The organism is Shinella lacus (genome assembly GCF_010994755.1).
Taxonomy (GTDB): domain Bacteria; phylum Pseudomonadota; class Alphaproteobacteria; order Rhizobiales; family Rhizobiaceae; genus Shinella; species Shinella lacus.
Genome location: NZ_WHSB02000022.1, coordinates 40,140 through 61,721, shown reverse-complemented (window position 1 = coordinate 61,721; position 21,582 = coordinate 40,140). Strand labels below are relative to the sequence as shown.

Genomic DNA, 21,582 nt, shown 5'->3' with positions numbered 1-21,582 from the left:
CTGTTGGATCAGGAAGCTAAGATCGTCTGTAAACACAAATATGCGCGGAGCGCTGATCTGGGCCAGGGAGAGCCAGGCCTTCCAGATCCAGCACTGCTGATCGATGGAGCGCCGGCATTTACGACCTGGCCCCTGATCGATGGACCGATCATGACCGGCACATGGTCGGCGACACCCGGCCACCACCGGGTGGTCCGGGACAACAATTTCATCGAGAGCTTCTATATTCTTGAAGGCGAGATCGATCTTTTCGAGGACGGCGTTCCCACTCCGAAGCGTTTCGGTTCCGGCGATCTGGTCGTGCTGGAACCAGGCTTTACCGGCAGCTGGAAGACAGTGAGCGCCGTCAAGAAGGTCTATTTCTCCACGCGGCTTTGAGCCCATCTCACCTTCGTCCAGCCGGGTATTCCGAAATCAACGAAACGAGAGCGCTCATGAAGACAACGCCTTTCTGGTGGGAAGAAGCCGAGCCTCAACACGGGGAGCGGTCTTTCGACAAGACGACCTGCACCGCTCTGATCATCGGCTCCGGTTACACGGGGCTCTCGGCGGCGATCACATTAGCCGAGGCGGGCCTAACCGAAGTCGTGGTCGTCGATGCGATGCGTATCGGTGAGGGTGCCAGCTCTCGAAATGGAGGGATGATCGGCAATAGCGCGAAATTCACCCTCGCTCAGGCAAGCAAGCGCTATGGCGAGAAGCGGGCAAGCGAAATCATGGATGACTACGGCTCGTCCATGTCCTTCATGATTCAGCGCGCAGCCACATTGAGCGACCCAATTGACCTGAACCTGTCCGGCGCCGTCGTCGCGGCCTACACGCGCAAGGATTTGACTAAGCTGCGTGAGATGCGCGGTCGCCTCGCTTCCGAAAACCAAAAAAACATGGACATCCTCGAACAGGACAAGGTCCATTCGGTTCTAAAGACCGACATCTATCGCGGCGCCATGGTCATTCATGGCCAGGGCACGATCCATCCCGGGAAATATGTTCAGGCTTTGGCTAGGCGGGCCGTAGATCTTGGCGTACGCATTTTTACCGGATGGCGCTTCCTCGGCGCCCGACAAGATGGGCAAGGACATGTAGCGCGCCTGCAAAATGTGGAAAATCGCGATTCCATCGAGATCCACACCGACAGGATTCTCCTCGGCGTGAACGGTTATGCCGGTCCCGAGACGCCATGGCTGCGAAAGCGCTCGATCCCGGTCCAGAGCTACATGATCGCAACGGAGGAAATGCCTTTCGACCTGCTCGAAAGGCTGATCCCACAAAACCGCGCGGTCTTCGACACCAAACGTGTGCTCTATTATTTTCGCCGCTCGCCTGACGGAAAGCGCATCCTCTTTGGCGGTCGAGCGCGATTCCGAACGTCGACCGCGGAGCAAGGCGCCGAGGGTTTGCGCGGCTTCATGGAGCATACATTCCCTGAAACACGCGGCGTTGCACTATCCCATGCTTGGTTGGGCAATGTCAGCTTCGCGCTGGATTTTTGCACGCATGGCGGCCGTATGAGCGACGGAATCTATTACGTTTCCTGCTGCAACGGGAACGGCATTTCAGGCCAGACCTATCTGGGCCATCGTATTGCCGAACACATGCTGGGCCGGCCGAATACGGATCGCGGCATCATAGGAAGCCGGTTCCCACGGCTCTATTTCTACAACGGCAAACCCTGGTTCCTGCCGATAATAGGGACAGGATACCGTCTTCTGGACAAGGCAGCGCGCTGGCTCGACTGAACAGTCGATGGCGTCCGCAATCCTGCCGACGAACATCGCAAGCGCAATGTGAGATCTCTACATCAAACCTTCACAGGACATACCCCATGACGCCTCCCCCCTTCGACCAGCTTGTCACGTTCCTCTTTACCGACGACCTCGACGCATCCGCTCATTTTTATGGAAGCGTTTTGGAACTTCCTCTGGCACTCGATCAGGGAGCTTGCCGTATTTACAGCTCCGGCTCGGGATTTGTCGCCGTCTGCAGCAAGGACGGCTCGTTGTTTGCCCGTGATCGCGTCATCGTTACCCTGGTAACCGAGGACGTCGACGGCTGGTACGAACACATAAAAGCAAAGGGCGTTGCGTTCGAAAAACCGCCGGCTTTCAACAGCCAGTATAATGTCTATAACTGCTTCCTCAGGGACCCGGCCGGCTATCTCATCGAGATCCAGCGCTTCCTTGATCCGTCCTGGCCCAAGGTCAGCCGCTAATAACGTCCGATCCACAGACGCGTGGCCATCCTCGCGGCCCGCTTCCTGGCCGTGCCGGGAAAGGACGCGAAACGCGTCGCAAAACCTTCCTGCACTTGCCGGCCGCCCGGCAAGTGCAAAAGGCCACCTTTTAGGCCCGCTCGGGTATCCACCATTCCGTACCCCGCACGGTGGTCACATATTCCGGCCAACGATAGTGTATGGGCGCTGCGAAATCTGCCGGCAGCAGCGGCTTGACCCACTTCGTGCCGCCGATGCCGCCGCCGGTGCGCATCTCGAACTCGGCCTTTGCGCGCGCCAGGCCTTCCGGGTCGGTCAGCAGATCGATGATCGTCGCACCGATGCAGCGCGCAGCGGAGAAAATCGTAGGGTCGATTGCCGGCGCAAAGCCTCCAAGCGCATTCCACACCCATTCAGGATATTGATAGCCGCCTTCGGGCTGCTCAAGCTTGGGGCGGCCTATGATCAGCCTCACCGTCGGCGCGTGCCAGGTGTAGTCGACATAGTCGTCAGCGCCATAATTGAGCTGCCAGGACGGCATGACCTCGCGATTGTGCGCCTCTCCATCCTGGGGCGTGGTCAGCGTGCTCATGCCGGCCTGAAATGGCTCATCCATGGGCACCAGGCCCAGGTTTGATTGTATCGCGCGGGCGAAGGCCTTGGCTTCGTCGCCAAATTCCGGCGGGCCGGTAAGTTCGAGATTGCGATAGGCAATCTCGGCCATAGCATGATTGGGAAGGCCAACGCGTGTCCTTGCGACCCACTCGCTACGAACCTCACAATTCGTGATCTTGGCAACGTGTTCGGCATTGCGGTCGAGCACAGCGATAACCCGTTCCGCCATCTCCAGTGTCGGGGTACGGCAAGAATATTGGATCTGGCTGAAACGCGGCGGCAGATTGTCCGACGTCGCCTGCCCGGCAGCCAGGATTGCCTCGTTGAGTATCCAGGTGCCGCTATGGGGCAGCATCGCCTCCTTGGTGTATTTTGTGGTGGTGTACATCAAACACACCGCATCGATTGCTCCTGGCGCGCGCGCGACGCTGGATATCGACGTATTCGACGTGGCCGCCATGCCTGCCCAGGTCTCAGGCTTCGTGCATTCAAACGTATAGATCTTGCTCCAGTACGCCCCACAATGGCTGTCCCAGATGCAGGTATTCGACAGCCCCGGCCTGAAGCCCGGATGATAGCTGATGGCGGCGTCGATATCGTCGTAGTAACCGTGGGCCGCATGCACCGGTTTCGAGCCGCAAACCTTCTCTGCCGGTTCGCCGAAGAATTTCAGCCGCCCCTTGATGCCATGCTTCTCCATCGCCGCCTTGGCCGCCAGTATGCCGCCGAGGGCGCCGATGCCGAGGGCGGAATGCGGGTCGGTGTGGCCGGGAGCCCAACGGTTAACCCCCTCGCGCGGCGCCATATAGGGGGTGCGTTGCTGGGAATTACCGGGCACCGCATCATATTCCGCGTAAGACGCGATGATCGGACCGCTATCCCCCCACGTTGCGCAAAATGCCGTCGGCATTCCGGCCGACCCCGCCTCGACCGTAAAGCCCTCGGCTCGCAGGCGCTCCACGTACCAGGCCGCCGATTTATATTCCCGCCATGCAGGCTCGTGAAAATCCCAGATCGTCGTATGCCAATCGGACAGGGCATTTTCATTCGCATTGACCCAGTCGACAGCGGTTTGTTTCTCAGGCGTCATGTCACGGCTTCCTAGATTTGGTTGTCGGTTAAGGTTCATCCGCAGCGCAGGCCACCGTCCAGTCACGGTCCCCGCGATAGAATAGTGCGATCGTCATCGGCATCGCTGAGACCCAATCAGACAGTTCGAAATCGCAGCGATGGTCGGATCGATCCGATCGCGTCCCCAGGCTTTGCAGCGGCCTTTTCAGATAAGTGCTGGCGATTCTCCTTATAGATATGTACATCTTTATAGATGGCTATATATTTATAGCCATACACATCTTTACCCGAGCGCGCAACGGAAGGCATCAGGGGATATGACGGAGAAACAGGCAGCATCGCATTCGCACTATGACGCGATCATTGTCGGCGGAGGCAACAACGGCCTCGTCTGCGCCAACTATCTCGCTCGGGAGGGGCGAAAGGTTCTCGTTCTCGAGCGCCGGCATATCGTCGGAGGCGCCGCTGTAACCGAGGAGTTCACCCCGGGGTTTCGTGCCTCGATCTTCTCCTACATGACGGGCATGCTCCATCCCCGCATCATCCGCGATTTCGATTTACCCGGCCGCGGATACGAGGTTCTTCCTTGTTCGGACATGATTGCCCCCGTGGACGAGGGCGAAGGTTACATTCTCTTCTCAGGAGACATGGCCAAGACGCAGGCCTCGTTCCGCAAATTCTCGGAAAAGGATGCCGATATCTATCCAGCCTTCGACGCCTATCTGCGCGAAGCGACGGAGGTCGTGCGTCAGCTTCTGTGGGAGACACCACCGGATCTCAGTCGGCGAGACTGGAAGACCTTCAAGCAGGTAAGTTCGCTGCTCTGGCGCTACCGCAAGGTCGGCCGGAAAATGTATCGGATCATCGATATGATGACGATGAGCGCCTATGATTTTCTGAAGGAGTGGTTTGAAGACGATAGGGTGATCGCGGTGATCGCCTACTATGCATCGATGGGCACCTTCGCCGGGCCGAAGAGCCCGGGCACCGCCTATGTCATCATGCATCATATCATGGGTGAAGCGGGCGGATGGGGCTTCGTGAAGGGGGGCATGGGCAAGATCACCGAATGCCTCGCCGACTACGGCCGCTCGAAGGGCGTGGAGATCGTCACCCGCGCTGAAATCAGCAAGATTATTGTCCGCAACGGTCGCGCAACCGGAGTTGTCACGAAAGAGGGACGGACATACGAGGCGCCGATTGTCGCCTCCAACGTATCCGCCAAGACACTCTACCTCAATATGGTGGGCGAGCAGCATCTTCCCGATGAGGTCCTGCGCCAGATTCGTGGCTACCGAACGTTTGCGACCGCATTCAAGATGAACGTCGCCTGCCATCGGCCGCCGCAATACAAAATCCTCGACCGCGTAAGGCAAGACGGTGTGCTGGGTGATTTCCCCTACCCGACCTATACCCGTATCGCACCTGACGTGAACTACCTCGAACGAGCCTATGACGATGCGAAGTACGGCTGGTACTCATCACAACCGTATATGACGCAAGTCACGCCCAGCTTCATTGACGACACGCTGGCACCGGAGGGCAAACATGTCATCAATTTTTACGGTGGCCATGCGCCCTACAGCCTGAAGGGTGGCGACTGGTCGCAGGAAAAGGAGAACTTCCGCAAGAACGTCTTTGCCGCCATAGAGCGCTATGCGCCGGGCTTCGGCAATGATGTAATCGAGGCGCAGCTTTTACTGCCGCCCGATATGGAGCGGATCGTGAACCTGCCGCAGGGCCATGTTTTCCATGGCGAGCTGTCGGCGGACCAGTTGTTCTTCCAACGTCCGGTCTCCGGCTACGCTGATTATCGCACACCGATTGGCGGGCTTTATATCTGTGGATCCTCAATGCATCCGGGCGGCGGCGTAACAGGCATTCCAGGTCATAACGCGGCGCGGGAGATACTGAGGGATCAAAACACCAAAATGGGGTGAGCAAGATTGTGTGGTAGCTTCGCCTACGAAGGCGTCAATCGCGTCAGGTAGAAAGGTTCGCCTTACGGTCGTCTTATTTGCGGTACCCTGAAGAGGGGCAACAATCCGACCGAACTTCTTCTGATTAAGGATCGCCCCGTACCACCGCGTTTGGCAGGCGGGCCTTTTCGCTCCGTGGCTCCAACTGAAAACGAGGGGGGCGACCAACTTCCGCTAGTCCCTGTAAACGCCTATGGATGTAGTATGACTGAGACAATCCGAATTGCTACTATCGAAGACGCTAAGGCTGTCACCACGATAACCCGCTTAGCATATGCAAAGTGGGTTCCGCATATCGGTCGGGAACCGCTGCCGATGAAGGCAGACCATGCCGCCCATATCCGCGACCACCGCGCCGACCTTCTAATTGTCGGAAAGGAAATTGCCGCTCTGGTCGAAACGATCCAACACCCCCGATACTTGCTGATAGAGAATGTCGCAGTAGCCCCGCCTTATCAAAAGCGTGGTTTTGGCAGGAGGATGCTCGCTCACGCCGAGCAGATTGCAGCAACAGACGGATTAAGCGTTATACGGCTCTACACCAACGCCAAGTTCGAGGAAAACATACGTCTTTACAGCTCGTTGGGGTACGAGGTTGAACGAAAGGAAGCCATGAACGGAGGCATTATCGTTCACATGGCGAAGAGCATCGGTTGATTTGGATTTATAGCGCTTTCTTGCTGGACTACCGAGCCTCAATCGAATGCCGCGATGAAAGCGGCTACCGCTTAAAATCCACCATGGCTCTTTGCCATCTGACTATGGCCGTAGGACCACTGATCTTGGCTCGTAAGCCTGGATCTAGCGGGCATGCGATAGCGCGGCGTTCGGCCCGATGACATGCTCATCGGGAAGTCGCGCGGGAGGTCACATCGACCTTCGTTGTATTCATGTCAGGTTGACTCGGCAAAGCATCGTCATAGTTCTGAAATATATGCGTCATCGAAATCAAGAAGAGAATTTCGCCGTTCAGAAATACGACGGCCGCGAGCCGGTTCTTGGCACGACAGGGCCGTGTTACGGCGTAACCGAGACCTTCGAGCAAGCTGGCGACGTATGCCGATGTCTTGTCTTCGCAAAGACCGATCTCTGGATGCCTGTGCAGGGCTTCGGTGGAGCCGGCGGACCGCTTCGTCATACTTTTCTCATCTACTGCATCTCTCATTCCGCTCATGGAAAGTCGGAAGACATATTCGCCCTGATTTCGGTGCTCTTACATTCCCCTATGAATTGATTTCGACTCGATGGACGTCCAGTCGGAGTATCTCATTAATAATCACGATCCGGGCGGCCCACGCGAAAACATCTGAACAATTGCTATCAATCCGCACTAAAAAGGCCTCCCTTTTCGACCGTGGATGAAACCCTTTCAAAGACGCGTCAGCAGCATCGATATGCCTTGCCCGACGCCGATGCACATGGTGGCCAGCGCCCGCCTGGCATCCCGCTGTTCGAGTTCCAACGCCGCCGTCAAGGCTAGCCGCGCACCGGACATGCCGAGTGGGTGGCCCAGCGCAATGGCACCGCCATTGGGGTTGACGTGAGGGGCATCGTCGGGGAGGCCGAGGTCACGCAGGCAGGCGAGTGCCTGCGCCGCAAAGGCCTCGTTGAGTTCGATGATGTCGATGTCGTCGATCGAAAGACCTTGGCGGGCGAGCAGCTTGCGGGTGGAATAGATCGGGCCGATACCCATGATGCGTGGCGCAACGCCGGCCGTCGCCATGCCGTCGACACGGGCAAGCGGCTGCAGGCCATGGCGTTCGATGGCTGCGCGGGAGGCGAGGATGAGCGCGGCGGCGCCGTCATTGACGCCCGAGGCATTGCCGGCGGTCACCGCGCCGCCGCTTCGGAAGGGGGCGGGCAGACTGGCGAGCTTTTCCAGCGTCGTCTCGCGCGGGTGTTCGTCCTCGCTGACCAGCGTTATCTCGCCCTTGCGACCCTTGATCGGATAGGGGGCAATCTCGCGGGCCAAACGGCCGTTCTTCTGGGCTGCGGCCGTACGGGCCTGGCTGCGGTATGCAAACGCGTCCTGATCCGCGCGCGAAATGGAAAATTCGGCGGCGACGTTTTCCGCCGTCTCCGGCATGGAATCGATGCCGAAGCTTGCCTCCATCTGCGGGTTGACGAAGCGCCAGCCGATCGTCGTGTCGTGGACTTCGGTGTTGCGCTGGAAGGGATTGCTCGCCTTCGGCATCACGAAGGGCGCGCGCGACATGCTTTCCACTCCGCCGGCAATCATGATATCGGCTTCGCCGAGCCGGATGGCGCGGGCGGCATAGCCGACGGCATCGAGGCCGGAGCCGCACAACCGGTTGAGCGTGGTGCCGGCCACGGTTTCCGGCAGGCCCGCGAGCAGCGCCGCCATGCGGGCGACATTGCGGTTATCCTCGCCGGCCTGATTGGCGCAGCCGAAAACCACCTCGTCGATCTCTTCGGCCGGTACGCCCGCCACCCGCGCCAGCGCCTCGCGGATCACGTGGGCGGCGAGATCGTCTGGCCGCACGGAGGAGAGGGCGCCGCCATAGCGGCCGATGGGTGTGCGGACGCCGCCGACGATATAAGCTTCGGTCATGCCGTCAGGTCCTTGTGCTGTCCGGCAAACATCGGTCCGCCTTTGTGGGCGGGGAAGCCGTAGCCATTGATCATCACCACATCGATATCGCTGGAGCGTGCGGCGATGCCCTCCGCGATCAGGGCGCTTCCTTCATCAAGCATCGCTTTCAGAAGACGGGCCGTGATTTCGTCCGCGCTGAAGGCGCGCGGGAGGATGTTCTTCTTAGCCCGTGCGGCCTCGATCATCGCGGTTACCGTGGAATCGACCGTGCGCTCGCCATTGGGATAGGCATACCAGCCGAGGCCGCTTTTCCTGCCAAGGCGGCCGGCCTCGCAAAGCCGGTCGGCGATCTCGACATAGCGTTCGGCCGGGTTGCGGGTTGCGGCATGCCGCTGGCGGCGTGCCCAGGCGATTTCGAGGCCCGCCATGTCGTTGACGGCGAAGATGCCCATCGGAAAACCATAGGCTTCGAGCGCCGCGTCGATCTCCTGCGGCAGGGCGCCGTCCTCCAGCATGAACTCGGCTTCGCGGCGATAGGCGGAGAAGATGCGGTTGCCAATAAAACCCTCGGTGACACCGCAGACGATGGCGAGTTTGCCGAGGCGTTTGGCGAAGGCGAGCGCGCTTGCCAGCACATCCGGCGCGGTGTCGGCGCAGTCGACGACTTCGACGAGGCGCATGATATTGGCGGGCGAGAAGAAGTGCAGTCCGACCACGCGGGAGGGATCGGCTGTCGCGGCGGCAATCTCGTCCGGGTTGAGATAGCTGGTGTTGGTCGCGAGAATGGCCGTGGGCGCGACGATGCCGTCTAGGCGGCGGAACAAGTCGGTCTTGACCGAAAGAGCATCGAAGACGGCCTCGATGACGAGATCGGCGGCTGCGAGCGTCGTCGCGTCGTCAGTGGTTTGGAGACGGGCGAGGCAGGCATCGCGTGCCTCGGCGGTGAGGCGGCCGGATTGCACGGTCTTGTCGAGAGCGGCGGCGATGCGGGCATAGCCGGCGGCCGCGCCTTCCTGCGTCTGCTCCAGCGCGATGACGCGGTAACTGCCGGTCAGCGCCGAAACCGCGATGCCGGAGCCCATCAGCCCGGTACCGACTACGCCAACCGTCTCGATCTGCCGCGGCGAGATACCCTCAAGCTTCTCGACCTTGCCGGCGGCACGTTCGGCAAAGAATACGTGCCGCAAGGCGGCGGATTCGACGGAATCCCGCAGGCGCAGGAAGGTAGCGCGTTCTTCCGCCAGACCCTGTTCGAGGTCAAGCCAGCCGGCCGCCTTGACGAGGCGGATTGCCTCGCTCGGAGCAGTCTGGCCGCGACTTTTCGCGATGATCTTTGCCGCCGCCGCGTCGATGGCAGCGGCATCGGCGGACGGAACATCCAATGCGCCGGTGCGGCGGAGCGGCCGGTCGGCTTTTTCCCGCACGGCGGCAACGGCGGCCTGGATCGGGCCGGCGGTGACGGCATCGGCAAGACCAATGCTCACAGCTTCGCCGGCCTTCACCGTGCGCGCCGTTCCGATGAGGTCGAGCGCGGCAACGGTGCCGATCAGGCGCGGCAGGCGCTGGGTGCCGCCGGCGCCGGGGATGAGGCCAAGCTTGACTTCCGGCAGGCCGAAGCTCGCTGCTTCTCCGGCAATGCGGCTATGGCAGGCGAGCGCGACTTCGCAGCCGCCGCCGAGTGCGGCGCCATTGACGGCGCAGATGACCGGTTTGCCGAAAGCTTCGATGCGATTGATGACATCGAGCAGCAGCGGCTCGACCGGCGGTTTGCCGAATTCGCGGATATCCGCCCCGCCGATGAAAGTGCGGCCGGCGCCGGTGATGACGATCCCCGCGATTGCATGATCACCGGCGGCATGGTCGAGCGCCGCCATCAGGCCGGCCCGCACCTCTGCCGAGAGGGCGTTGACGGGTGCATTATCGATGGTGACGACGAGCACGCCATCATCCAGATCGGCAAAAATAGTTTCCGAAAAACGCAGCTGCGACATCGCGGCAGGCCTCACGCGGGAATGACGGCCGTGGCCTGGATTTCGATCTTGGCGCGGTCTTCCACCAGCGCCACCACCTGCATCGCCGCCATGGCCGGATAGTGCCGGCCGATGGTCTCGCGATAGGCGTGGCCGATGCCGCGCAGGTTGCCGAGATATTCCTGCTTGTCGGTGAAATACCAGGTCATGGTGGTGATGTGATGGGGCTCGGCGCCCCCGGCGGCGAGTACCGCGACGATGTTCTTCAGCGTCTGGCGCACCTGCTCGACGAAATCGTCAGTCTCGAACTCGGAATTTTCGTTCCAGCCGATCTGGCCGCCGACGAACAGTGTGCGGCCGGTCGCTGCCACGCCGTTGGAATAGCCGATGGGCTTGGCCCAGCCTTCAGGTTGCAGGATCGTGTGCATGGGGCATCTCCAGATGATGGGTCAGGGCGGCGCGGATGTCGTCCGGCCAGGCAATGGAGCCGTGGGTATCGAGCGAGGTAGCGACGACGCGATGTTTCGCCGTCCAGAGCACGGTGCCGCGGGCGGAAACCGTGTGCTCCATGTCGAGGGAAGAGCGGCCGATGCCTTTGACGGCAAGCGCGAAGTCGAGTTCGTCGCCCTGAAAACCGGGGCTTTTGAAGGTGAGATCGAGGCGCAGTGTCGGCACGCCGATCTTGAGATCGTCGGTCATCGCCCGGAAGGGAAAGCCGAGCGAGGTAAAGAAGTCCTCCAGCACCCCCACGAGGATGTTGAGATAGGAGGGGAAATAGGCGATGCCCGAAGGATCGCAATCTCCAAACCGCAGCGGTCTTTTCGTCGTGAACACCGCCGGCCTCAATTCGCGAAGGCGGCGATGCCGGTGATGGCGCGGCCGAGGATTAGCGCATGGATGTCATGCGTTCCCTCATAGGTATTGACGACTTCGAGATTGACGAGATGGCGGGCGACCGGGAATTCGTCCGAGATGCCGTTGCCGCCGAGCATGTCGCGGGCGGCACGGGCGATATCGAGCGCCTTGCCGCAGGAGTTGCGCTTGACGATCGAGGTCAGCTCGACGGGCGGATTGCCCTCGTCCTTCATGCGGCCAAGACGCAGGCAGGCCTGCAAGCCTAGGCTGATTTCCGTCGCCATGTCGGCGAGCTTTTTCTGGATCAGCTGATTGGCGGCGAGCGGCCGGCCGAACTGCTTGCGGTCGATGACATACTGCCGCGCCGTCTCATAGCAGGATTCGGCGGCCCCGAGCGCCCCCCAGGCGATGCCGAAGCGGGCGGAGTTGAGGCAGGTGAAAGGCCCCTTCAGGCCGGTGACATCCGGCAGCAGGTTTTCTTCCGGCACGAAGACGTCGTCCATGACGATCTGGCCGGTGATCGAGGCGCGCAGCCCGACCTTGCCGTAGATCGCCGGTGCGCTCAGCCCCTTCCAGCCCTTTTCGAGGATGAAGCCGCGGATCAGGCCATCCGGGGTTTTCGCCCAGACGACGAAGATATCGGCGATCGGCGAATTGGAAATCCAGGTCTTGGAGCCGTTCAGGAGATAGCCACCATCGACCTTTTTGGCGCGAGTCAGCATCGAGCCGGGATCGGAGCCATGGTCGGGTTCCGTCAGGCCGAAGCAGCCGATCTTGGTGCCGGCGATCAGCGGTGGCAGGTATTTGCGCTTCTGCGCCTCGCTGCCGAAGGTGTAGATCGGCACGATCACGAGGGAAGACTGCACGCTCATCATCGAGCGGTAGCCGCTGTCGATGCGCTCGATTTCGCGGGCGATCAGGCCGTAGGAGACGTAGTTCAGTCCCGCGCCGCCGTATTCCTCGCTGACGGTCGGGCCGAGCAGGCCGAGTTCGCCCATTTCGGCGAAGATCGAGGGATCGGTCTTTTCATGGCGGAAGGCCTCCTGCACGCGCGGCAGCAGCCGGTCCTCGGCATAGCCGCGGGCGGTATGGCGCACCATGCGCTCTTCTTCGGTGAGCTGCGCTTCCAGATCGAATGGGTCCTGCCAATCGAACGACGCTTTCGAACCGTGCATAGTGATCCCTCCCTTTATCGTGTCTTCATCAACTCGCGGCCGATGATCAGTTTCTGAACTTCGGTCGCACCCTCGTAGATGCGCAAAGCGCGGATCTCGCGGTAAAGCCGCTCGGTGATCTCGCCGACACGCACGCCACGGCCGCCGAAAAGCTGCAGTGCCTGGTCAATCACCCATTGGGCGTTTTCCGTCGCCGTCATCTTGGCCATGGCGGCCTCGCGCGTCGTCGGCTGCTTCTGCACATCGCGCTTCCAGGCGGTGCGGCAGGTGAGGAGTGCCGCGGCATCGATGGCGGTCGCCATCTCGCCCAGCGTGCTTTGCGCGGTCGGCAGGTCGGAGAGCGTTGCGCCGAACATTTTCCGGCTCTTGGCGTGGGCGACGGCCTCGTCCAGCGCCCGGCGGGCAAAGCCGGTGGCGGCGGCGGCAACCGAGGGGCGGAAGATATCGAGCGTGCGCATGGCGATCTTGAAGCCTTCGCCGGGGCTGCCGAGAAGCTGCGAGGCTGGAATGCGGCAATTGTCGAAGCGGATACGGGCCAGCGGATGCGGCGCGATCGGCTCGATGCGCTCGGCAATACTGAAGCCGGGCGTATCGGCAAAAACGACGAAGGCGGAGATGCCGCGCGTGCCCGGCGCTTCGCCGGTGCGGGCAAAGACCGTGTAGACATCGGCGATGCCGCCGTTGGAAATCCAGGTCTTCTCGCCGTCGAGAATGAAGTCGTCGCCTTCGCGGCGGGCGGCACAGGCCATGGCCGCGACATCCGAGCCGGCATCGGGTTCGGAAAGGGCGAAGGCGGAAATCCATTCGCCGCGCGCGACCTTCGGCAGCACCTTTTCCTTCAGCGCATCGGAGCCGGAAAGGCTGATCGCGCCGGTGCCTAGCCCCTGCATGGCGAGCGCGAAATCGGCGAGGCCATCGGCATAGGCAAGCGTTTCGCGCAGCAGGCAAAGCGCCCGGCTGTCGATCGCCTCGCTGACGCCGCCAAATGCCTTCGGCACGCAGTGGCGCAACAGGCCGGCCTTTCCGAGCGCCGCCACCAGCTGCCGGCAGGCGGCATCGGCATCGCCGTGGTCGATATCGCCAAGACCGCCATTGGCGACGAAGCTATCGATTTCCGCCGCAAGGGCGCGGTGGCTTTCGTCGAAAAACGGCCAGTCGAGGTGGTCGCGGGTCGGCGCTCGCGCGGCAGCGTGCATGGTCAATTCCCCTCGAAGACCGGTTTCGTCTTGGCGGCGAAGGCCTCGAAGGCACGGCGGAAATCCCCGGTCGCCATGCAGATCGCCTGCGCCTGCGCTTCCGCCTCGATCAGCTGGTCGATGCCCATCGCCCATTCCTGATCGAGCATCGTCTTGGTCATGGCATGGGCAAACCAGGGACCGTCGGCGACAGTGCGGGCGAATTTCTGCGCCTCAGCCAGCAGCGCATCGCGGTTATGAAGGGTATTGTAGAAGCCCCAGGCATGGCCTTCGACCGCGGTCATCACCCGGCCGGTAAACAGAAGTTCGGCGGCGCGGCCCTGGCCGATGATGCGGGGGAGAATGCCGCAGGCGCCCATATCCGCCCCGGCAAGCCCGACGCGGGTGAAGAGAAAGGCGGTCTTCGCCTCCGGCGTCGCCACCCGGAAATCGGCGGCCATGGCCAGAATGGCGCCGGCACCGGCGCAGATGCCGTCGATGGCGGCAATCACCGGCTGCGGGCAGGCGCGGATCTGGCGCACCAGCTCGCCCGTCATGCGGGTGAAGTCGAGCAGGTCCGGCATCGCCATGCTGGTCAGCGGCTCGATGATTTCGAACACATCGCCACCGGAGGAGAAATTGCCGGCGGCACCCGTCAGCACCACGGCGCGCACGTCGCTGGCGCGGGCGAGCGACCGGAAGAGATCGCCGAGCTCCTCATAGCTTTCGAAGGTCAGCGGGTTTTTCTTGTCCGGGCGGTTGAGCGTGATCGTCGCGACCCGGCCGTCGGCATCGGTTTCGAACAGGAAGTGTTTGGCCTTGTGGTTCTTGAAGGGGCGCTTCTTGGCCTGCATGGGGTTCGTCATCGTCTCTTCCTTCAAAGAATTTCGCCGCCGGCCACTGCGATGGCCTGGCCGGTGATGGCGGTCGCCTTTTCCGAGGCGAGCCAGAGGACGGTGTGCGCCACCTCGTCAGGCGCCACCAGCCGTCCCTGCGGATTGGAACGGGCAAGGCTGGCGCGGGCTTCCTCGCGCGAGCGGCCGGTCTTTTCGCTGATCGTGTCGAGCGCCCCGTCGATGAGCGGCGTATCGGTGAAGCCGGGGCAGACGGCGTTGACCGTGACGTCGGTGCGCGCCAGTTCCAGCGCAAGCGCCCGCGTCAGGCCGATGACGCCGTGCTTGGAGGCGCAATAGGCCGAGACATAGGCATAGCCGGTAAGACCGGCGGTGCTCGCGACATTGATGACGCGGCCGTTTCCGGCGCGGCGCACCGAGGCAAGTGCGGCCTGCGTTACCAGAAAGACGCCGGTCAAGTTGATGGAGAGTACATGGCTCCAGAGCGCCGGGTCGGTCTTTTCGAAGGGTGCGGAGGGGGCTTCGCCGGCGCAATTGACGAGCACGGCAATCTCCCCCGCAGAGGCAATCGCTGCCGCGATACCGCGTTCGATGGTGGCCGCGTCGGTCACGTCGAAACCATCATGGACGAAGGCTTCGCCACCCGTCGTGAGGATTTCATCCTGCACGGCCTGAAGCTGCGCGGCCCGCCGCCCGGCTAGGCTCACCACATGGCCATCGGCGGCGAGCGCCAGCGCGATCGCCTTGCCGATGCCGCTGCCGGCACCGGTCACGAAAGCGTGGCGGCGGCTCATGGCTTGCCTGCCGTTGCGGCGCGCGCGAGGTTGTTCACATATTGGCCGCGGGCCGAATGATACTGCTTCGGCCAGGGCTGGGCGTCATAGCCGATCTTCGCCGCCTCGTGCATGACGAAGGACGGGTCGGCCAGATGCGGGCGGGCGACAGCGCAGAGATCGGCGCGGCCGGCGGCAATGATCGAATTGGCGTGATCGGCCTCGGAAATCGCGCCGACGGCGATGGTCGGCACCTGGATTTCGTTGCGGATCTTGTCGGAGAACGGCGTCTGGAACAGGCGGCCATAGACCGGCTTTTCCTCCTTCACCACCTGCCCCGAAGAGCAATCGATCATATCGGCACCGGCTTCCTTGAACATGCGGGCGAAGATTGCCGCATCCTCCGGCGTGTTGCCGCCCTCATGCCAGTCATGGGTCGAGAGGCGTACGGAAATCGGCTTGTCCTCGGGCCAGACCTTGCGGATGGCATGGAAGACTTCGAGCGGGAAGCGGGCACGGTTTTCGTGGCTGCCACCGTATTCGTCAGTGCGCCGGTTGGTGAGCGGCGACAGGAAGCTCGACAGCAGGTAGCCGTGGGCGGCATGCAGTTCGAGGATATCGAAGCCCAGATCGCGGGCGCGCTTGGCGGCCTGTACGAAATCCGCGACGATCCGGTCCATATCCGCGCGGGTCATTTCGCGCGGCGTCTGCGAATGGGCGAGATAGGGCAGGGCAGAGGCCGACATCAGTGGCCAGCCGCCTTCGCTCAAGGGCTGGTCGATACCCTCCCAGGCAAGTTTCGTCGCGCCCTTGCGGCCGGCATGGCCGATCTGGATGCCGATCTTGGCCGGCGTCTGGTGATGCACGAAATCGACGATGCGCTTGAAACCCTGCTGCTGCTCGTCGTTCCAGAGACCGAGGCAGCCGGGGGTGATGCGGCCATCGGCTGAAACGCAAGTCATCTCCGGGAAGACCAGCGCCGCGCCACCCATCGCGCGGGCACCGAGATGGACGAGATGGAAATCGTTCGGCACGCCGTCGGTCGCCGAATACATCGCCATCGGCGAAACCACGATGCGGTTCCTGAGGGTCATGCCGCGCAGCTTGAACGGCGTAAACATCGGCGGGGGCACTGCGCCGTTTGCCGTAGGCTCTGCCCCGGCGCGCTCGGCAAACCAGCGCTCGAAACCCTCGAGCCAATCCTTGTCGCGCAGGCGCAGGTTCTCGTGGCTGATGCGCTGCGAGCGGGTCAGCATCGAATACATGAACTGCTCCGGCTCCAGCGTGTCGGCATATCGCGTGCCGACCACCTCAAACCATTCCATGGCATTGCGTGCGGCATTCTGGATGCGGGCGACATCGACGCGGCGCACCTCCTCATAGGCTGCGAGCACGGCGGGGATGGAGGCCTTGTCATGGCCGAAAATATCGAATTGCCGCGTCAGCTCGATCGCATCGTCGATGGCGAGCTTGGTGCCGGAACCGATAGCGAAATGGGCGGTGTGGGCGCTGTCGCCCATCAGCACGACGTGGCTGTTGCCGTTGAAATGGCTCCACTTCTCGCAGATCAGCCGGCCGAAATTCAGCCAGGCCGAGCCGCGCATATGCCGTGCATTGGTCATCAGGCTGTGGCCGTCGAGCGTCTCGGCGAAGAGCTTTTCGCAGAAGGCGATGGATTGGTCCTGATCCATCTGATCGATGCCGTGGGCCTTGAAGACCTCGTCGGTGGTTTCGACGATGAAGGTCGAGGTGTTGTCGTCGAAGCGGTAGATATGGGCCTGGAACCAGCCATGTTCGGTGCGCTGGAAATCGAAGGTGAAGGCGTCGAAACGCTTGTCGGTACCGAGCCAGATATAGCGGTTCGGCCGGACGACCATATCCGGCTTGAAGACCTCGGTGTATTTGTTGCGGATGCGCGAGTTGACGCCGTCCGAGGAGATGATCAGGTCGGCGTCGGCGAATTCCTCGTCGCCCTGCACGTCGCGTTCGAACAGCAACTCGACGCCGAGTTCCAGGCAGCGCTCCTGCAGGATGTTCAGCATCTTCTTGCGGCCAATGCCGACGAAGCCGTGACCGGTGGTGCGGATCTTGCGGCCCTTGAAGACGAGTTCGATGTCGTCCCAATGATTGAAGGCGTCCTCGATCGTCCCGGCCGTTTCCGGGTCCCAGCGGCGCATCGACTGCATGGTGGCATCGGAAAACACCACGCCCCAGCCGAAGGTGTCGAAGGGCCGGTTGCGCTCGACGACGGTGATATGATGTTCCGGGTGCTGGCGTTTCATCAGAAGCGCGAAATAGAGGCCGGCAGGCCCACCACCGATACAGACGATCCGCATGTCGTTCTCCTCCCGGCTGCGTGTCGCGGTCGAGGGTACACCCTCCGGCCGTGATCGGCAGAGTGGGCTCGTTTCGGAGAAATTTCAAGCTTAAAATTGTTTTGGGTGGACGGGCCTTTTTCGCTAGGCGCCGCCCCTGCCGAGAGATGCGATGATCGATCGCTTGAGCTTGGCAAGCTCATCCATTAGCACGCCGCCGTCTTTCGGAGTGAGACCGGCGAAAAGGTCGGAAATCCAGTCGGCGTGACGGGCCGCCATCTTTTCGAATTCGGCGCGGCCGAAGGGGGTGAGCGCGATGATCTGAACGCGCCGGTCGGTCGGCAGGGTCGTGCGACTCAGGTGTCCGCTCTCCGTCAGGCGCTCGACCAGAACGGTGATGTTGCCGGGCGAGACCATCATGCGTTTGGAGACTTCACCCAGCACCATGCCGTCTGCCGCGCGCTCTAGTTGCGCCATGAGGTCGAAGCGGGGCAGGGTCGAGTCGAACTCCTCGCGCAGGCGGCGGCGAACCTCGCTTTCCACCAGCGTCGAGCAGGTGAGAAGCCGCAGCCAGAGGCGCAACTCGGCGCGATGATCGTGCGGTGCTTCCAGCGCCTTGGTTTCGCCATCCACCCAGTCCGGCGCGATGTCGAGCGTCTTGTCAGCCGTCATTTCCAAACGTCCGTTTCTACCTCCGGCCCTGCGCGGAGGAATCCATCGCCTGTCTTTTAGATAGGTTCATCGCGCTTGGACAGGCCGAACGTCGGCTCGGGTTTGCTAATGTCCGGTCATGTGTCTGTACGCAGGCGAAAACGCTGGATTTTGCCGGTCTGCGTTTTAGGTAGCGCCGCCACAAACCGGATGGACCGTGGATATTTATACGGTGCTATGGTCGCCTTGACGTGGTCCTGCAACCGCTTGACGGTCAGCATGTCCGGTTCCACTCCGGCGATGAGAACCACATGGGCCTCGACGATCTGCCCGCGATCGCCATCCGGGGCGCCTATCACGGCGCATTCCAGCACGTCGGGATGGGTCAGCAGCGCCGCCTCCACCTCGGGACCGGCGATGTTATACCCGGCGCTGACGATCAAGTCGTCGGAGCGGGCGGCGAAATGGAAGAATCCGTCCTCGTCCTGCAGGAAGGTGTCGCCGGTGAGGTTCCAGCCGTCCCGCACATAGTCGCGCTGGCGTGCATCGGCCATGTAGCGGCAGCCGGTCGGCCCGCGCACGGCAAGCCGTCCGACGGCGCCGCACGGCACCTCGCGCATTTCCTCATCGACGATCCGCGCTTCGTAGCCGCCGACAGGTTTTCCGGTCGAAGCGGCCTTGCTGTCCTCGAAACGGTTGGAAATGAAGATGTGCAGCATTTCGGTGGCGCCGATGCCGTCGAGGATCGGCTTGCCGGTCTTCTGCGTCCATTCCTCGAAGACGGGGCCGGGCAACGTCTCGCCCGCCGAAATGGCGACACGCAGGGAGGAAAGATCGGCCCCGGCATCCATCGCCTTCAGCATGGCGCGGTAGGCGGTGGGGGCGGTGAAGGAAATTGTCGCCCTGTAGCTCTCAATGATCTCAACCATGTTCGGCGGCGTGGCGTGCTCCAGCAGCGTCGCGGCCGCGCCGAAACGCAGCGGAAAGATCGCAAGGCCGCCGAGTCCGAAGGTGAAAGCGAGCGGCGGCGAGCCGACGAAGATATCGTCCGGCGTGACTTGCAAGACTTCCTTCGCATAGGCATCGGCGATGATCAGGAGGTCGCGATGAAAATGCATCGTCGCTTTTGGCACGCCGGTCGTGCCGGAGGTGAAGCCGAGCAGCGCCACGTCGTCGCTGCCCGTGTTCACGGCTTTGAAGAGCACTGACTTGTCGAGTGCGATACGGTCGAGTTCGGCGTCGTGATTGGCGGTTCCGTCGAAGCCGACGACCTGCTTGAGGAAGGCGCTGTCCTTGGCGCAGGCCACCATCTCCTCCATCAGCCGCGTGTCGCACAGCGCCAACGTTATCTCGGCCTTGTCGACAATCTTGGCAAGTTCTCCCGCACGCAGCATCGGCATGGTGTTGACGACGACGGCACCGGCCTTGGTGGCGGCCAGCCAGCAGGCGACCATGGCGGGATTGTTGGCCGAGCGGATCAGCACCCGGTTCCCGGGCTCCAGCCCGTAATTTTCCACCAGCGCATGGGCGATGCGGCTGGTCCAGTCGGCCAGTTCCTTGTAGGTGCGCCGGCGTCCGTTGCCGATCAGGGCCGTGTGGTCGCCGAAGCCGCGTTCCACCATCCGGTCGGTCAGTTCGACTGCGGCATTGATGCGCGCGGGATAAGCGAAGCCGTCGAGCAGGAAATCCGGCCATTCCTCCGGCGGCGGCAGGTTGTCGCGCGTGAACGTGTCGATATGGGCAGATGGACCTAGCACCGTGGTTCCCCCGAGATGACGGTTGCGCTGCGCCGGGCTGGTGGTCCGGCGCGAACGCTTCCTCTCGTCCCGCCAGCCTTGCCGGGCTGATCGCGGAAAGCTCTCATAGGCAAAAAATTATTTCAAGCCTAAGTTTTTTCCCGCTCGCTTGACGAAAGCGGCGGGTGACGGCCATTGCTATAGACGCGCCGGCTCGATTGGAGGCGGACCGGCGCCCTAAAAAACCGAAATCAAAAAAATGGGGACTTTCTCCAACAGGTGATGCCGGGACAGCACGGAACGGCCGGCATAGTGTAGCGTCGGCGCCAATCATAAACGCAATTTCACGCCAATCCGGAAGCGTTGCATAAAAGAGGGAACAGAAGAAACATGAAGAGATTTCTCATTGCATCCGTGTCGTGCCTGGCGCTGGCTGGGTTCGCCCGGGCCGAGGACGTCAGGGTGGGGATCGAGATGGGCTTCACGGGCCCGATCGAGTCGCTGACGCCGCCCATGGCGCAGGCCGCCGAGCTGGCGATGAAGGAGGTCAGCGATTCCGGCCTTTTCCTGAACGGGGCGAAGGTCGTCCCGGTTCGCGGCGACGAAACCTGCATCGACGCGGGAGCCGCCACCGCGACGGCGGAGCGGCTCGTCACCTCCGACCAGGTTTCCGGCATCATCGGCCCGACCTGTTCCGGCGCGGCCAGCGCCGTGCTCACCAATGTCGCCATTCCGAACGGCATGGTGCTGATCTCGCCCTCGGCCACCTCGCCGGGCCTGTCGACCATCGACAGCAAGGGCCTGTTCTTCCGCACCGCGCCGTCCGACGCCCGCGAGGGGGAAATCCTCGCGCAGATCATGATGGAGCGCGGCGTCAAGTCGGCGGCGATCAGCTACACCAACAACGATTACGGCAAGGGCATCGCCTCCTCCATCCAGGCCGCCTTCGAGAAGCAGGGCGGCAAGATCACGCTGAGCGCGCCGCATGAGGACGGCAAGAGCGACTATTCGGCGGAAGTCGGGGCGCTTGCTTCGGCGGGCGGCGATGCGATCGTCGTCGCCGGTTATGCGGACCAGGGCGGCGCGGGCGTCGTGCAGACCGTTCTCGATACCGGCGCCTTCTCCAGATTCGTGTTCCCGAACGGCATGTGGGGCGAGAGCCTGATCGCGAAGTTCGGCAACCAGATCGACGGCGCCTTCGGGGATCTTCCCGGCTCCGACGATTCAGGCGCTGCCAAGCTCCTGGAGATGACCACGGCCGCCGGCATCAACGGCTCGGCGACCTTCGTGCCGGAAACCTATGACGCGACCGCGATCATGCTGCTGGCCATGCAGGCGGCCGGTTCCGCAAAGCCTGCGGACTACAAGGGCAAGATCATGGATGTGGTCAACGCGCCGGGCGAGAAGATCTATCCGGGCGAGCTCGCCAAGGCCCTGCAGATCCTCAAGGACGGCGGCGATGTCGACTATGTCGGCGGTTCCTCGGTCGAGTTCATCGGCAAGGGCGAAAGCGCCGGCTCCTACCGCGAGGTGGAGGTCGAGAACGGCGCCATGAAGACGGTGAAGTTCCACTGATCCAGGTGTTTCGCGGCCCGGCGCGTCTCGCGCCGGGTCTTCCGCCCAACCTCCAGCAAGGGACGACATACG

At 62.2% G+C, this 21,582-nt stretch carries 19 protein-coding genes; 6 read left to right on the top strand and 13 right to left on the bottom strand.

The features are described from left to right. Positions 1 to 3: 3 nt before the first annotated feature. From GB927_RS32035 to GB927_RS32025, 3 genes are all read left to right on the top strand, one after another. Positions 4 to 378, top strand: coding sequence for a cupin domain-containing protein (locus tag GB927_RS32035; protein ID WP_256121242.1), 375 nt, complete (start codon positions 4 to 6; stop codon positions 376 to 378). 56 nt (positions 379 to 434) lie between these two features. After that, complete coding sequence (locus GB927_RS32030; protein ID WP_256121241.1) at positions 435 to 1,739, top strand: NAD(P)/FAD-dependent oxidoreductase; 1,305 nt, start codon at positions 435 to 437, stop codon at positions 1,737 to 1,739. Between the two features lie 86 nt (positions 1,740 to 1,825). Beyond that, the gene (locus tag GB927_RS32025) at positions 1,826 to 2,212 is read left to right on the top strand and encodes a VOC family protein (RefSeq protein WP_006470613.1); all 387 of its coding nucleotides are present in this window, start codon (positions 1,826 to 1,828) and stop codon (positions 2,210 to 2,212) included. Positions 2,213 to 2,342: 130 nt separating this feature from the next. Here GB927_RS32025 and GB927_RS32020 read toward each other — a convergent pair whose 3' ends face one another. Continuing rightward, the gene (locus GB927_RS32020; protein WP_256121240.1) at positions 2,343 to 3,917 is read right to left on the bottom strand and encodes a zinc-binding metallopeptidase family protein; all 1,575 of its coding nucleotides are present in this window, start codon (positions 3,915 to 3,917) and stop codon (positions 2,343 to 2,345) included. 298 nt (positions 3,918 to 4,215) lie between these two features. On the opposite strand from GB927_RS32020, the gene GB927_RS32015 reads away from it, so the two are divergent. Next, a complete protein-coding gene (locus GB927_RS32015; protein WP_256121239.1) occupies positions 4,216 to 5,838 on the top strand; it encodes a phytoene desaturase family protein in 1,623 nt (540 codons plus the stop codon). A 243-nt stretch (positions 5,839 to 6,081) separates the two neighbouring features. Beyond that, positions 6,082 to 6,534, top strand: coding sequence for a GNAT family N-acetyltransferase (locus GB927_RS32010; protein ID WP_256121238.1), 453 nt, complete (start codon positions 6,082 to 6,084; stop codon positions 6,532 to 6,534). Between the two features lie 187 nt (positions 6,535 to 6,721). Here GB927_RS32010 and GB927_RS32005 read toward each other — a convergent pair whose 3' ends face one another. From GB927_RS32005 to GB927_RS31950, 12 genes are all read right to left on the bottom strand, one after another. Beyond that, positions 6,722 to 7,015, bottom strand: coding sequence for a hypothetical protein (locus GB927_RS32005; RefSeq protein ID WP_256121270.1), 294 nt, complete (start codon positions 7,013 to 7,015; stop codon positions 6,722 to 6,724). Between the two features lie 231 nt (positions 7,016 to 7,246). Next, on the bottom strand, positions 7,247 to 8,449 hold the full coding sequence (pcaF, locus tag GB927_RS32000) for a 3-oxoadipyl-CoA thiolase (protein WP_256121237.1): 1,203 nt from the start codon (positions 8,447 to 8,449) through the stop codon (positions 7,247 to 7,249). Beyond that, a complete protein-coding gene (locus GB927_RS31995; RefSeq protein WP_256121236.1) occupies positions 8,446 to 10,422 on the bottom strand; it encodes a 3-hydroxyacyl-CoA dehydrogenase NAD-binding domain-containing protein in 1,977 nt (658 codons plus the stop codon). The genes pcaF and GB927_RS31995 overlap by 4 nt, the downstream gene beginning before the upstream one ends. A gap of 11 nt (positions 10,423 to 10,433) precedes the next feature. Then, the gene (locus tag GB927_RS31990) at positions 10,434 to 10,829 is read right to left on the bottom strand and encodes a RidA family protein (protein ID WP_256121235.1); all 396 of its coding nucleotides are present in this window, start codon (positions 10,827 to 10,829) and stop codon (positions 10,434 to 10,436) included. Next, positions 10,807 to 11,235, bottom strand: a complete 429-nt coding sequence (locus GB927_RS31985; RefSeq protein ID WP_256121234.1) for an acyl-CoA thioesterase — start codon at positions 11,233 to 11,235, stop codon at positions 10,807 to 10,809. The genes GB927_RS31990 and GB927_RS31985 overlap by 23 nt, the downstream gene beginning before the upstream one ends. Before the next feature lie 8 nt (positions 11,236 to 11,243). Continuing rightward, entirely contained in the window at positions 11,244 to 12,431 is a 1,188-nt protein-coding gene (locus GB927_RS31980; protein WP_256121233.1) for an acyl-CoA dehydrogenase, read from the bottom strand. Positions 12,432 to 12,445: 14 nt separating this feature from the next. Beyond that, on the bottom strand, positions 12,446 to 13,627 hold the full coding sequence (locus tag GB927_RS31975) for an acyl-CoA dehydrogenase family protein (RefSeq protein ID WP_256121232.1): 1,182 nt from the start codon (positions 13,625 to 13,627) through the stop codon (positions 12,446 to 12,448). Between the two features lie 2 nt (positions 13,628 to 13,629). Next, positions 13,630 to 14,472, bottom strand: coding sequence for an enoyl-CoA hydratase family protein (locus tag GB927_RS31970; RefSeq protein WP_369431762.1), 843 nt, complete (start codon positions 14,470 to 14,472; stop codon positions 13,630 to 13,632). An 11-nt stretch (positions 14,473 to 14,483) separates the two neighbouring features. Then, complete coding sequence (locus GB927_RS31965; RefSeq protein WP_256121230.1) at positions 14,484 to 15,254, bottom strand: SDR family NAD(P)-dependent oxidoreductase; 771 nt, start codon at positions 15,252 to 15,254, stop codon at positions 14,484 to 14,486. Then, a complete protein-coding gene (locus GB927_RS31960) occupies positions 15,251 to 17,569 on the bottom strand; it encodes a bifunctional salicylyl-CoA 5-hydroxylase/oxidoreductase (protein WP_256121229.1) in 2,319 nt (772 codons plus the stop codon). Before GB927_RS31960 ends, GB927_RS31965 begins: the two co-directional genes overlap by 4 nt. Positions 17,570 to 17,692: 123 nt before the next feature. Continuing rightward, positions 17,693 to 18,220 (bottom strand): MarR family winged helix-turn-helix transcriptional regulator, encoded by a 528-nt coding sequence (locus GB927_RS31955; protein WP_256121228.1) that lies wholly within the window; start codon positions 18,218 to 18,220, stop codon positions 17,693 to 17,695. 116 nt (positions 18,221 to 18,336) lie between these two features. Further along, on the bottom strand, positions 18,337 to 19,956 hold the full coding sequence (locus GB927_RS31950; RefSeq protein ID WP_256121227.1) for an AMP-binding protein: 1,620 nt from the start codon (positions 19,954 to 19,956) through the stop codon (positions 18,337 to 18,339). A 369-nt stretch (positions 19,957 to 20,325) separates the two neighbouring features. Between GB927_RS31950 and GB927_RS31945 the strand changes: the two genes are divergently transcribed. After that, positions 20,326 to 21,510, top strand: a complete 1,185-nt coding sequence (locus tag GB927_RS31945) for an ABC transporter substrate-binding protein (RefSeq protein WP_256121226.1) — start codon at positions 20,326 to 20,328, stop codon at positions 21,508 to 21,510. Positions 21,511 to 21,582: the final 72 nt, after the last annotated feature.